Here is a 13,287-nt window from a genome sequence, read left to right as displayed (position 1 = left end):
AAATTATGTTGAACTTAAAGATTATATCTCCTGAAAAGATACTCTTCAGCGGCGAGGTGGAAAGTGTGCTTGTGCCTGGCACGGTCGGAGAATTCGAGATTCTCAATGATCATGCGCCAATCATTTCAACCTTGGAAAAAGGCAGGGTGGTCTATGCAACTGCCAGCGGAAAGCAACAATTGAATATACTGGGTGGTTTCGTGGAAGTGAAACAGAACGAGATTTCCCTGTGTGTCGAAATGTAGGGAGTATTTGCCATGGTAACTCCAGAAAATGTAAACTCCATATACCGATTATATAATAAGGTATCGTTATGGCTCATTGCTGCGGCATTGTTGATCGGCTTACTGGCTATACAAGTCGTTTCGAGCTTCTGGCTGGTGAAGAGTTTGCTGTTTACTGCTGCTTATTCACTTGTGGTTACCATCGTTTACGGGAGATGCTGGAAATCCGTGGCTCTTCGTTCTCCGAATGTGCTGACGCGTTTCTATATGGCAGCATCGACCTTGAAGATGATATTGGCACTGGTTGTCATACTTGTCGGAATGGTCGTATTGCGTGCCTCCAAGCCGCAACTGTTGGGATTTGTAGGCATTTTCGCGGGTTTCTACTTGCTATTGCTCATCTTCGACAGCGTGTTTTTTGCAAGAGTTGAGAAAAATAAAAAGAATTATAAATAAGAGAAAGGTATGAAATCAATCAAACAATATCTCCTTGTGTTGCTCTTGGGCCTGGCGGCCTTGCCTTCGTTTGCAGGCAAACAGGACATAGACATGAAGGAAATTTTGTGGGGACATATCAAGGATTCTTATGAATGGCATATTACTGATATCGGGGGCGAACCCATTGTGATTCATCTTCCCGTCATCGTGAAAAGCTCCTCCGGGTGGCATCTGTTTTGCAGCAGTCAGTTTTCAGAAGAGAAGGATGCAAAGGGTAATCGCCCCGGCCCTTATGGTCTTTATATTAAGAATGCCGACGTACAAATTAATCCGAATAAGATTTGCGAATTGGTGAGTGGTCAGGAGGTTCGTCCGTTGGATATATCCATTACGAAGACGGTCGTGGTATTGTTTATCGACGCATTCATCTTACTTCTGTGCATCTTGCTGCCGGCTCGATGGTGCAGGCGGCACAAGGTAGACGATCCTGCCCCTAAGGGCTTTACAGGATTGATGCATATGTTCGTCATGTATGTCTATGATGATATTATTCAACCCGCTATGAAAGAGGATTCACCTAAGTATGCACCCTATTTGCTTACCTGTTTCTTCTTTATATTCGTGGCAAATATCATGGGCATAGTACCTTTCCCTCCTGGGGGAGGTAACCTGACGGGTAACATTGCTTGTACCACTTTCTTAGGAGTGTGCACTTTCTTGGTTACAAACCTTACGGGAACGAAAGAATACTGGAAAGAAATTTTCTGGCCGGATGTGCCGACATGGTTGAAAGTACCTGTTCCCTTGATGCCTGTCATTGAGATTGTCGGCATTTTCACGAAGCCCCTGGCATTGATTATCCGACTCTTTGCCAATATGATGGCTGGACATGCCATCGCCTTGGCTTTTGCAGGAATGATTTTCATTGCGTTTCATCTTACGGAAAGTGATGCCGTCAATAACCTGGCAGGCTCTGGAATGTCTGTAATAAGTGTTTCCCTAAGTGTGTTCATGATGCTGCTTGAGATTCTTGTCAGCTTCATTCAGGCTATGGTGTTCACCATGTTGAGTGCAATATTTATATCTATGGCTCATGCAAAGGAAGAGCCCCAAAAGGCATAGATTGATAAGGAAAGATAAAAAATAAATTATAAACAATTAAAATTTAAGATTATGTTATCATTGTTATTGGCAGCAGAAGTTGCGAAAATGGGTGGCGCTTTGGGCGCAGGTCTTGCAGTAATCGGTGCAGGTCTTGGTATCGGTCGTATTGGTGGTCAGGCTATGGATGCCATGGCTCGGCAGCCGGAGAAGATGGGCGACCTTCGTTCTTCCATGATCGTTGCAGCTGCGTTGGTTGAAGGTGTGGCTTTCTTGGCGGTTATTGTAGCACTCCTTGCTGTAGTAATTTAAACGATATTAACCGAAGAATATGGATTTGGTACTTCCAGATAGTGGCTTGTTGTTTTGGATGACTCTTGTCTTTATCCTGGTCTTCGTCATCTTGTGGAAGTGGGGATTTCCCGCTATTATCAAGATGGTGGATGAGCGCAAGGCTTATATAGACGATAGTCTCCAAAAGGCCCACGAGGCCCACGAGAGACTTGCCAATATACAAAAAGAAGGTGAATCCATTCTGCGCAAAGCACAGGAGCAGCAGTCTGAGGTTTTGAGGGAGGCTGCCGCAACTCGTGATATGATTGTTGCACAGGCCGAAGATAAGGCAAGGGCAGAAAGTGCCCGGCTGATATCAGAGGCTAAGGCACAAATCGAGATTGAGAAGCAAAATGCAATTCGTGATATTCGCTCGCAAGTTGCAGAACTCTCTGTTCTGATTGCTGAGAAAATTCTTAAGGGAAAACTCAACAACGATGCGGCGCAGATGGATTTAGTAAACCGATTGCTGGATGAAATTTCTGTTGACAAAGAGACTGAATATTAAAAGTTATGGATTTAGGTGTAATATCTGTCAGGTATGCACGGGCGCTCCTGAAAAGTGCCATGGTGCAGAAAAACGAAGGAAAGGTATATGCCGAGATGGAAATTCTTTCAGAGAGCTATCTTGACATACCCGAGTTTCGTACTACGATAGAGAATCCAATGCTCTCGAATGACAAGAAACAGAGGCTCTTGGAGACGGCTTGTGGCAATGATGTCAGCGATTTGACCAGGAAGTTTATTGCTTTGGTCCTGAAAGAGGGCAGGGAGAAAGCCTTGCAATTCATAGCCGCTTCTTATATAACTCTCTATAGGAAACAGAAGAATATCACTCGCGGTAAACTGACTACCGCTACACCCGTCTCTCGTGAAGTAGAGGTGAAAATGCAGCAGATGGTGGAAAGTAGGACTCAAGGGGTTGTGGAGTTTAATACCGAGGTCGCCCCTGAAATTATTGGAGGTTTTATCCTTGAGTATGATACTTATAGAATGGATGCCAGTGTGAAATCAAAATTGCACAGCATACTCGTAGAATTAAAAAAATAAAAAGAAAGAACAAATGTCAGATAAAATTAAACCAAGTGAGGTTTCAGAAGTTCTGTTACGACAACTTGAGGACATTAATTCGGGTGAAAAGTTTGACGAAGTAGGTACGGTGCTTACTGTTAGTGATGGTGTCGCCCGTATCTATGGACTTCGTAATGCCGAGGCTAACGAGTTGTTAGAATTCGAGAACGGCACAATGGCAATTGTCATGAATCTGGAGGAAGACAATGTGGGTTGTATCCTTCTTGGCTCTACGGCAGGAATCAAGGAAGGGCAGAAAGTCAAGCGCACGCATCGCATTGCTTCTATCCGCGTGAATGATAATTTCCTCGGGCGCGTAGTCAATCCTCTTGGACAGGCTATTGACGGTAGAGGGGATATAGACCTCTCTGACAGTTTTGAATTGCCGTTGGACAGAAAGGCTCCAGGAGTTATCTATCGTCAACCTGTAAAAGAACCGCTGCAAACGGGATTGAAAGCCGTTGACTCAATGATCCCTATCGGCCGTGGCCAGCGCGAGCTAATTATCGGAGACCGCCAGACCGGTAAAACGGCTATTGCTGTTGATACGATCATCAATCAAAAAAACTTCTACGAACAGGGAAATCCGGTATATTGTATTTATGTTGCAATTGGGCAAAAGGCAAGTACCGTCGCTACTCTTGTGCAGACCCTGAAAGAGCATGGGGCATTGCCATATACGGTTGTTGTTAGTGCTACGGCCGCAGACCCAGCAGCCATGCAGTATTATGCCCCCTTTGCAGGTGCCGCTATCGGCGAATATTTCCGCGATCGTGGCTATAGTGCGCTGGTTGTATACGATGATCTTTCCAAACAGGCCGTTGCCTATCGCGAGGTTTCGCTGATTCTTCGCCGTCCTTCTGGTCGTGAGGCATATCCCGGAGATGTATTCTATCTTCATAGCCGCCTTCTTGAACGTGCTGCGCGAATCAATGATCAGCAGGAAGTTGCAGAACAGATGAATGATCTTCCAGAATGCATGAAAGGACATGTGAAGGGAGGAGGCTCACTCACGGCACTCCCTATTATTGAGACTCAGGCCGGCGATGTTTCCGCATATATTCCGACGAATGTAATCTCCATTACTGACGGACAGATTTATCTTGAAAGTGATCTTTTCAATCAAGGTTTCCGCCCAGCTATCAATGTAGGTATATCCGTTTCTCGTGTAGGAGGAAGTGCCCAGATCAAGAGTATGAAAAAAGTGGCAGGTACCTTGAAGATAGATATGGCTCAATATCGCGAACTCGAAGCCTTCTCCAAATTTTCAAGCGACATGGATCCGGTAACTGCCATGACAATTGACCGTGGGCGCAAGAATAACCAGTTGCTTATCCAGCCGCAATATTCTCCGATGCCCGTAGACGAGCAGATTGCAATTCTCTATTGTGGAGTTCATGGCTTGATGCATGATGTGCCGGTAAGCGAGGTGCGTGGTTGCCAGGAATTATTCTTAGAACAGATGCGTTCGCAGCATGGCGACATCCTCGACATTCTCGCTTCTGGCAAGATAGATGAGAATTGCACGGCAGTTATAGAACAGGTAATGGGTAATATTGTCGGACAATATAAGAATTAAAAGCGTATGGCTTCTCTGAAAGAAATCAAGACTCGCATAGCCAGTGTAAATAGTACTCGTAAGATTACGAGTGCTATGAAAATGGTTGCGTCGTCTAAACTTCACCATGCTCAGGTGGCCATTCAGAACATGCTGCCCTATGAGAATCTTCTTGAGCATATACTTAAATCTTTTTTGGCCTCAACCCCCGAGGCGCAGACTATATTCGAGGAGTCTCATAAGGAAATACGCCGTGTTGCGCTCGTAGTATATTCCAGTAATTCATCTCTTTGTGGTGGATTTAATTCGAATATACTTAAGATGATGGAACAGGCTATTCATGAATATCAGGAAAAAGGTATTACGGAACTAATCGTTTACCCTATCGGCCGCAAGGTTGCGGAGAAAATCGCCAAGCTACAAATCCCGTCGGGCGGCGATTTCCTTGAGCTTGCGGAGAAGCCAAACGCTCATGAATGTGCTGAAATCTCAAAAAAGCTTACCGAAGCTTATGCCAGAGGAGAAATAGATAAGGTTGAACTCATCTACCATCATTTTAAAAGTGCCGGCAGCCAGGTTCTTACACGCCGTCAGTTTCTTCCTATTGACTTGTCTACCGAGAGTATTGGGGCGATGAATGATAGAGACCTTACATCGAACATTGCTACCGCCAAAGCGCAAGAGTATTTACGCAAAAAGGCAGAAAAGAAACAGCGGCAGCAAGAGGTTACTGTTCCGTTGAATGACAATTTCATAGTGGAACCGGATTTAGCTACGGTAATGGAAAGCTTGGTGCCGAAGTTACTGAACTTGATGATTTACACGGCTCTCCTTGATAGCAATGCTTCTGAACATGCTGCCCGGATGGTAGCTATGCAGACGGCTACTGATAATGCTGACGATTTATTGCGTGATCTCAGTCTGCAATATAATAAGAGTCGTCAGGCTGCGATAACCAGTGAATTGTTAGATATTATTGGCGGTACGGTGAATAATTAGAGGTCGCATTAATATATCCTTAATTAGTGATGGGGTGCATTTATGCATCCCATTATTAATTTATGTGAGCTCGCCGAGTTTAGAACAATGCGAGCTGTGGGCTAATGTCCTTTGTGCATTGATGCTCGGATTCTTTGGGAACAGACAATGGGCTGCAATAAAAGTCATTGGAGGAGATTTCGGCCTTTGATATTGCGAAATCATGGTGATATTTCCTCTTGTTACCGGTTTGGCATAAATTTTTCCATCAGTATATCAAAAAACTTCAGAAATCATCCGACATACAAAATATTTCAGTAACTTTGCTCTGGGTGATTATAGCGACCTTTTGTGATGATCCTTTGGAAGTCGGCATCTTAAGGTCGCAGTAATTTCCGCTTAGCACTAAATTTGCAAGCAATTATAATTCATAGAACTCACATTAATTAGAGAACACCAGCATTCTGACAATTGCCAAATTCCTTTTTTGATGATTGTCCTTCATTTGACAATAATAGATTTTTTAAGCAAGTCTCTGTCTTCTGATGAGCTGCCAATCATGATTTCAAACTCACCGGATTCAACAGTCCACTCCATTTTCTCGTTGTAATATGCAAGCTTCTCTGCAGGGATAACGAATGAAACGGTTTGGGATTCTCCTGGTTTCAGGAAAATTCTCCGGAAATCTTTCAATTCTTTTACAGGGCGGGAAACATTACTGTAGCAGTCGCGAATATATAATTGCACCACTTCTGTTCCTTCACGAGAGCCTGTGTTTGAAATATCTATAGAGGCCTCAATCTTTCCTGTCCTACTGGTTTCCGAGGTTGAAAGATGCATATTTGAATATTTGAACTTAGTATAAGAAAGTCCATAGCCGAAAGGATAGAGTGGGGAGTCGTCGGTCAAGGTAAAGGGATGGAAAGATGCAGAGGGCTTTTCGTTATACACTTTAACCGTTTGTCCAACATTACGAGGAATCGTAATTGCAAGTTTTGCACTTGGATTCACCTTGCCATAGAGAATTTCAGCAATAGCCCTTCCTCCTTGAATACCTGGTGCAAAAGCTTCGATGAGAGCTGGAATATGTTCAGAAATCCACTCTGTGCTTAATGGGCGACCATTGATCAATACCACTACGGTTGGCTTTCCTGTAGCATATAGCTTTTCTATCAACTCTTCCTGCAACCCTACGAGATTGAGATCAGAGCGGTCGAGATTCTCGCCGTCTGTGCGGTTGTTCCAATCGCTGCGAGGCATATATTCACCTGCAATAACGAGATTCAGGTCGCAATCTTTAGCAGCATTCACAGCCTTGGCCACATTCTCGTATTTCATGAAACGAGGGTTGGTACCTTGATCCACAAATATAAAATCTGTGTGGTTGGCAACTTCCTCCAAACCTTTGAGTACTGTAGATGTCTTATCACCCATCCAGTTACTCCAATCACCGAGGATATTCTGGCTGTTTGCATTCACTCCTGTTACCAGCACTTTTTTGTACTTCTGTTCAGAAAGCGGCAAAAGGTTGCCTTCGTTCTTCAACAGCACGATGCTGTTGCGAGCAGCTTCAAGAGCAGTCTGCATGTGTTGCTGACTCTGACACACCTTTCCACGGAGTTTTTCGTCAGTATATGGATGCTCAAAGAGTCCTAACTGGAACTTTGTGGTGAGGATGCGGCGTACTGATTGGTTGATGCGCTCCTCGCTAATTCTGCCTTCTAAGACAAGTTCCTTTACCATGTCTTGCCAATGAATTCCCTGCATGTGCATGTCAAGACCTGCATTGATGGCTTGACAGAATGCTTCTTTCATGCTTGATGCTGTCTTGTGGACCTCCCAGACATGTTCTAAATCCATCCAGTCGCTGACAATGAATCCTGCCCATTTCCACTCCCCACGGAGTACATCTTGCATTAACCATTGATTAGTATGGCAAGGAATTCCATTAACCTCATTATGTGCAACCATAAGGGTTGCAGCTCCTGCATCGGTACCCGCTTTGAAAGGTGGGAAGAATACTTCTCGAAGTGTGCGTTCTGAGATATCTGCTGGCGATACATTTTTACCGTTAAGAGGTTGACTTCCCGCAACAAAATGTTTGATACAGGCCAATACATCGGTCGGCTGATTAAGATTCCGTTGTAGGCCTCTCACAATTTGTTCTCCCATCACGCTTACCAAATAGGGATCTTCTCCGAAAGTTTCACCTACACGCCCCCAACGAGCATCACGAGCAATCTCCACATTGGGGTTGAAGGCCCATCTCATCCCGACGGTTACCATCTCCTCTGCTGTTTCTCTTGCAATCTTATAGGTCAATTCGGGATCAAAGGAACAACCAGCATTAATATTTGAAGGGTATGTGGTCATGTTATCGCACATTGCATTTCCATGTATGGCATCAATGCCGAAGAGCAGAGGAATTCCTAATCTGCTTTGCATGGCAAGCCGTTGTAAGTAGTTCGCTTCTTCGGCTGTAAAAACCATTAGATAGGAACCGATGATACCTTGTTTTGTCCAAGCCTCAATTTGGGAAATAGGAGTATGTGGATAGAAAACATTTTCATTTTTGTTTTTTGCATCTCCTTTGTCAAGATTTGCCCGATTGGTTTTTAGATATTCCAATCCCAGAAATTGGTTCATTTGCCCTATTTTCTCATCAAGCGTCATCCGTTTGAGCAGATCTTCTACCCGGTCTTTAACAGGAATGCTGGGATTTTTGTAGACTTGGGCACTCAATAGAGAAGAGAACATAAACCCAATAATAAGTATAAGTAGCTTTTTCATCATATTATAAATTATTAAGGGTACAAAGATAATTATATTTTTCGATACTTCCAAATTCAGTGGCAGATTTAAACATGTCGTCCCATGTGTTTGTCCATCAAATCCATACAATAATATAGTTTTCTGTTTTTTGCCCATTTCATCGATACTTTCTCATTTTTTTTTTATATCTTTGCCAAAAACAAAATAGGTATGGGGATTTTTGGATTATTTAATTCTAAGAAAAAGGAGACTCTTGACCATGGCTTGGAAAAAACCAAGCAAAGTGTTTTTGATAAGATTTCCCGTGCAGTTGCAGGAAAGTCAAAGGTAGATGACGAGGTCTTGGATGACTTAGAAGAAATTCTTATTACTTCTGATGTAGGGGTAGAGACTACCATCAAGATTATTGAGCGCATAGAGGAGCGTGTCGCTCGTGATAAATATGTATCTACAAGTGAATTGAATAGCATACTGCGGGAGGAAATAGCTTTTTTATTAGCAGAAAACAATACAGAAGATAACGATAACTGGGATCTTCCTACAGATCATAAACCCTATGTGATTCTCGTAGTGGGGGTAAATGGAGTGGGAAAGACTACGACCATAGGAAAGCTAGCCTATCAATTTAAGAGCGCTGGCAAAAAAGTCTATTTGGGTGCTGCAGATACCTTTCGTGCCGCTGCCGTAGAGCAGATATCCATATGGGGAGAACGAGCGGGGGTTCCCGTAATCAAACAGCAGATGGGTGCCGATCCGGCTTCTGTTGCTTTTGACACACTGCAAAGTGCCAAGGCTAATAATGCAGACATAGTGCTCATTGATACGGCTGGGCGCTTACATAATAAGGTCGGGTTGATGAATGAGCTGAAGAAAATAAAAGAAGTAATGAAAAAAGTTCTTCCTGAAGCGCCTGATGAGGTAATGCTGGTGCTTGACGGATCAACTGGGCAAAACGCATTTGAACAGGCCAAGCAGTTTTCCGCCGTTACGCAGATAACATCACTTGCCATTACAAAGCTTGACGGGACTGCAAAAGGAGGTGTGGTAATCGGTATCAGCGACCAGTTGAAGGTGCCCGTGAAATATATAGGACTCGGAGAGCAGATAGAAGATTTACAGCTCTTTAATCGTCGCGAGTTTGTAGACTCTCTTTTTAGCAATAAATAGTTCTAATCATTTTTAGTGAAATGAGAAAGAATCAAATAGATATCATTACAATGGGATGCTCTAAAAATCTGGTCGATTCAGAGCGGCTTGCAAAGCGATTTGAAGAAAAAGGCTACCGTTGTATCCCGGACTCTCAGCACCCAGAAGGTGAGATTGCGGTCATAAACACCTGTGGCTTTATAGAGGCTGCTAAAGAAGAGAGTATCAATACGATTCTTGAATTTGTTAGACGAAAAGAAAAAGGCCAGCTAAGCCGTCTTTATGTGATGGGATGCTTGTCGCAGCGCTATAAGGAAGAACTTGAGAATGAAATTCCTGAAGTGGACAAGTATTATGGCAAGTTCAATTTTAAAGATCTCCTTGAAGATATTCCTGATGCTAAGAGCAGTTTCATCGATGACCGAAAAAAGCGGTTCGCCGCACATGCCCGCTTTACACCTCGCCATTATGCTTATTTGAAAATTGCCGAAGGGTGCGACCGCCATTGTGCCTATTGTGCAATTCCGTTGATAACAGGGAGACATATATCCCGCCCAAAAGAAGAAATCTTGGCCGAAGTCCGTGAACAGGTAGCCAATGGGGTAAAGGAATTCCAGGTGATAGAGCAGGAACTTACCTATTATGGGATGGATTTTGACGGAAAGCCTCATATAGCAGAACTCATTGAAGAAATATCTAATATCCAAGGAGTGAAATGGGTTAGATTGCACTATGCCTATCCAAACCAGTTCCCAATAGAATTACTTGATGTAATGGCTCGTCATGACAATATCTGCAAATATTTGGATATAGCTTTGCAGCATATAAGCGACCACATGCTTAAGCGTATGCGGCGCCATGTCAGCAAACGGGAAACGCTTGATTTGATAGCCAAAATTCGCGAGAAGGTTCCAGGAATCCATCTGCGGACGACCTTGATGGTTGGCTTTCCCGGAGAAACAGATGAAGACTTTAATGAATTGATGGATTTCATTAGGCATGAGCGGTTTGAGCGGATGGGGGCTTTTGCTTACTCAGAGGAAGAAGGGACCTACAGTCAGCAGCATTACCCGGATGATGTACCGCAATATATCAAGCAAGAACGCCTTGACCGATTGATGGCACTTCAGCAGGAAATAAGTTCAGAAATAGAAGCTGCTAAAGTCGGCAAAATCATGAAAGTGATTATCGATCGCAAGGAAGATGACTATTATATCGGGCGTACGGAGTTTTGCTCGCCTGATGTCGACCCAGAGGTGCTTATTCCTGCGACACGCACCCTTCGTGTGGGTTCATTTTATAATATAAAAATAACGGATTCGGAAGAGTTCGACTTATATGGAGAAGTAGTATGAACAATAAGGAATTTATAGCCGACTTGTCTCAGAGAAGCGGTTATACGCAGGCAGATACGCAGAAACTGATTTCAACGATTATCGATGAGATGGGGAGAAATTTTGACGAAGGCAATTCTGTGTCATTTTCACAATTTGGAACATTTGAGGTAAGGAAGCGTCTTGAGAGGATAGTTGTCAATCCTTCAACAGGCAAACGGATGCTCGTGCCCCCAAAGTTAGTGCTGAATTTCAAGCCGAATACTTATATTAAGGATAAACTGAAACAAAAGGGGGGGAGTGATGAGTAAGGTTGGATTAAAAGACTTGGCTGCAGTCCTTGCACAGCGGCATAGTTTGAGTCAAGATGCGGCAGATCGGTTTCTCTCTCTGATGTTGGAGGTTCTTAATGACGGGCTCCGCTATGAGAAGCTCGTGAAGATTAAGGGACTGGGAACATTTAAGGTTCAGAGCGTAAGTGCCCGCAAGAGTGTAGATGTGAATACGGGAGAGCCAATAGAGATTGCAGGCCGCGAGAAGATTTCTTATACCCCGGATGCAGTAATGCGAGACCTGGTGAACAGGCCTTTTGCCTCATTCGAGACGATCGTATTAGACGATAAGGTCGACTTGTCTGATTTGGATGAAGCTGATGCGGGAATAATAGACTCTGTAGATGAAGTGGACGATGAGATCATAACGATAGACAATTTACCTGTCAATGCAGAAAAAGAAAGCACTATTATAGAATCAGAACCAGATGATACTCCTGATGGGCAAGTAGAAAAAGATGTTTCGCCAGCTGCTACTGTAAGTCCAACGGCAGATCCCGTCTTGGAAGAGAATAGGGAGGGCATGGAAGAAAGAGCTCTGGCTACTCCGCTATTAGATTTTGCCGATACTAACGATGCCGAAGAGCAAATGGAGCCACAAGAGCCAGAATCCAAAATCTATGAAAGGTGGACTGAAGATCGGGTGAATGCCGAGAACAAAGTGCTCTCATCTGCGAATGAATTGCTTAGAGAACAGGTCTCGCAGTTTAAGCATCTTACAAATATCTTTGGCATTGCGGCGGCTGTCCTGTTATTGTTGTTTATCGGTGCTTCTTTCTATGTATCTAATCAATTGAAGCAGCGAGACAATCGAATAGAGCATTTGCTGACCCAAATACATTTGAACTCTGTAAAGCCCCATGGCTCCGCTTGGACAGCTGAAAGGGAGAAAAAACAGTTAGAGTCTGCTGCTCCAACGAGTCAGTCTAAGGAAGTGCAGGCCTCTCACCAGTCTGTATCCCAGCCCCCTGTAGCAAGTACCGCATCCGCAAAGAAGCCTGCGGTAGTCAAGAATACTGCAGCAAAGAATCAAAAAAACTCCTTAAAACCTGTTGGGGAGAAGGAAGATGCTTTGGGGACTTCCCAATACAATCAAGATCCGCGCGTTCGTACGGGTGCCTATAATATTATAGGGATCGACCAGATAGTTACTGTTCGCAGGGGTCAGACCTTGAAGTCAATCAGTAGAAACTATCTTGGCCCGGGAATGGAATGCTATGTCGAGGCCGTGAATGGTGGTGCTAAGGAATTAAAAGAAGGAGAGAAAATAAAGATACCCAAACTGAAAATAAAGAAGAAATAATTTGGTCAGTTCTTGGAAAAGCCTTACCTTTGAGGCAAATGGAGGATGCCTATGATTACTCAGGAGAACTTTGACAAGGAGTTTGCGGATCCGATAGAGGAAGTGCAAATCGATAAATTCGTATGTAAGGAGATGAGCCGGCAAATCCATCGCTATATTAAAGGTATGTCGGGCTCAAAGCTTATCATGGAGCGCTTCGAGGAGCGTCTCAAAGACTTGTCGCTGCCAGAGAAAGAGCGTGCCATCGCTTTATATATAGACCTTAATCGCAAAGTGCTTGATGGACTGGATTTTAAAATCGTGCTTGCCAGAGCCATTGCCAATTATTGCGATACCTTCAGCTATATGTTAGCACTTATTAACGATAAGAAGCGCATGGTTTACTATCTCGGGCGTATTAAAGACAAGTATATTCGGTATCATGAGATATATGAAGAAAACGGCAAATTTGGCATGAAAGACCATGAGGGAAACATTCTTGTACATGCCCTTTACGACTTTCTTCGGACTCCCTATGTATATGTTGACGACCTCCAGTTGTTTCCGATTATAGCGGAAAAGAACGGAAAAATGGGGTTGATCATACCAGACGGGAAAGATACGGTGGTTGCGGACTTCATTTATGAAGACATCTCCCTTCGGGATGAGCCTCCTTATTTTGAGGCAAGGATAGGCGGCAAGGTTGAATTGCTTTGAT

The 13,287-nt window shown here is 43.7% G+C and carries 14 protein-coding genes; 13 read left to right on the top strand and 1 reads right to left on the bottom strand.

What is annotated here, in order from left to right; all coding sequences use genetic code 11:
- Nucleotides 1-5: 5 nt before the first annotated feature.
- From atpC to BM114_RS03170, 8 genes are read left to right on the top strand one after another with little or no spacing between them, the layout of a single operon-like run.
- Complete coding sequence (gene atpC / locus BM114_RS03205) at nt 6-245, top strand: ATP synthase F1 subunit epsilon (RefSeq protein WP_092110350.1); 240 nt, start codon at nt 6-8, stop codon at nt 243-245.
- Between the two features lie 12 nt (nt 246-257).
- The gene (locus tag BM114_RS03200) at nt 258-680 is read left to right on the top strand and encodes a hypothetical protein (RefSeq protein WP_092110348.1); all 423 of its coding nucleotides are present in this window, start codon (nt 258-260) and stop codon (nt 678-680) included.
- Between the two features lie 9 nt (nt 681-689).
- Nucleotides 690-1,784, top strand: a complete 1,095-nt coding sequence (atpB, locus tag BM114_RS03195; protein ID WP_092110346.1) for a F0F1 ATP synthase subunit A — start codon at nt 690-692, stop codon at nt 1,782-1,784.
- Between the two features lie 51 nt (nt 1,785-1,835).
- Entirely contained in the window at nt 1,836-2,075 is a 240-nt protein-coding gene (gene atpE / locus BM114_RS03190; protein WP_092110344.1) for an ATP synthase F0 subunit C, read from the top strand.
- A 19-nt stretch (nt 2,076-2,094) separates the two neighbouring features.
- Nucleotides 2,095-2,604, top strand: coding sequence for a F0F1 ATP synthase subunit B (atpF, locus tag BM114_RS03185; RefSeq protein WP_092110342.1), 510 nt, complete (start codon nt 2,095-2,097; stop codon nt 2,602-2,604).
- 5 nt (nt 2,605-2,609) lie between these two features.
- A complete protein-coding gene (locus BM114_RS03180; protein WP_092110340.1) occupies nt 2,610-3,146 on the top strand; it encodes a F0F1 ATP synthase subunit delta in 537 nt (178 codons plus the stop codon).
- A 13-nt stretch (nt 3,147-3,159) separates the two neighbouring features.
- On the top strand, nt 3,160-4,746 hold the full coding sequence (gene atpA, locus BM114_RS03175) for a F0F1 ATP synthase subunit alpha (protein WP_092110338.1): 1,587 nt from the start codon (nt 3,160-3,162) through the stop codon (nt 4,744-4,746).
- Between the two features lie 6 nt (nt 4,747-4,752).
- Entirely contained in the window at nt 4,753-5,724 is a 972-nt protein-coding gene (locus tag BM114_RS03170) for a F0F1 ATP synthase subunit gamma (protein ID WP_092110336.1), read from the top strand.
- A 480-nt stretch (nt 5,725-6,204) separates the two neighbouring features.
- Here BM114_RS03170 and BM114_RS03165 read toward each other — a convergent pair whose 3' ends face one another.
- Nucleotides 6,205-8,493 carry a glycoside hydrolase family 3 N-terminal domain-containing protein gene (locus tag BM114_RS03165; RefSeq protein WP_092110616.1) on the bottom strand — a complete coding sequence of 763 codons (2,289 nt, stop codon included), beginning with the start codon at nt 8,491-8,493 and terminating at the stop codon, nt 6,205-6,207.
- 192 nt (nt 8,494-8,685) lie between these two features.
- On the opposite strand from BM114_RS03165, the gene ftsY reads away from it, so the two are divergent.
- Genes ftsY through BM114_RS03140 form a run of 5 tightly spaced genes read left to right on the top strand, consistent with a single transcriptional unit; the run spans nt 8,686 to nt 13,286 of the window.
- Nucleotides 8,686-9,642, top strand: coding sequence for a signal recognition particle-docking protein FtsY (ftsY, locus tag BM114_RS03160; RefSeq protein ID WP_092110332.1), 957 nt, complete (start codon nt 8,686-8,688; stop codon nt 9,640-9,642).
- Between the two features lie 20 nt (nt 9,643-9,662).
- Nucleotides 9,663-10,976 (top strand): 30S ribosomal protein S12 methylthiotransferase RimO, encoded by a 1,314-nt coding sequence (gene rimO, locus BM114_RS03155; protein WP_092110330.1) that lies wholly within the window; start codon nt 9,663-9,665, stop codon nt 10,974-10,976.
- On the top strand, nt 10,973-11,266 hold the full coding sequence (locus tag BM114_RS03150) for an HU family DNA-binding protein (RefSeq protein ID WP_092110328.1): 294 nt from the start codon (nt 10,973-10,975) through the stop codon (nt 11,264-11,266). Before rimO ends, BM114_RS03150 begins: the two co-directional genes overlap by 4 nt.
- On the top strand, nt 11,259-12,590 hold the full coding sequence (locus BM114_RS03145; protein ID WP_092110326.1) for an HU family DNA-binding protein: 1,332 nt from the start codon (nt 11,259-11,261) through the stop codon (nt 12,588-12,590). Before BM114_RS03150 ends, BM114_RS03145 begins: the two co-directional genes overlap by 8 nt.
- A gap of 45 nt (nt 12,591-12,635) precedes the next feature.
- Entirely contained in the window at nt 12,636-13,286 is a 651-nt protein-coding gene (locus tag BM114_RS03140) for a hypothetical protein (protein WP_092110324.1), read from the top strand.
- The last annotated feature ends 1 nt before the right edge of the window (nt 13,287 follow it).

It is taken from the genome of Prevotella sp. KH2C16 (assembly GCF_900113305.1).
GTDB lineage: Bacteria > Bacteroidota > Bacteroidia > Bacteroidales > Bacteroidaceae > Prevotella.
The sequence above is the reverse complement of the archived record's forward strand: the minus strand, read 5'-3'. Positions and strand labels throughout refer to the sequence as shown.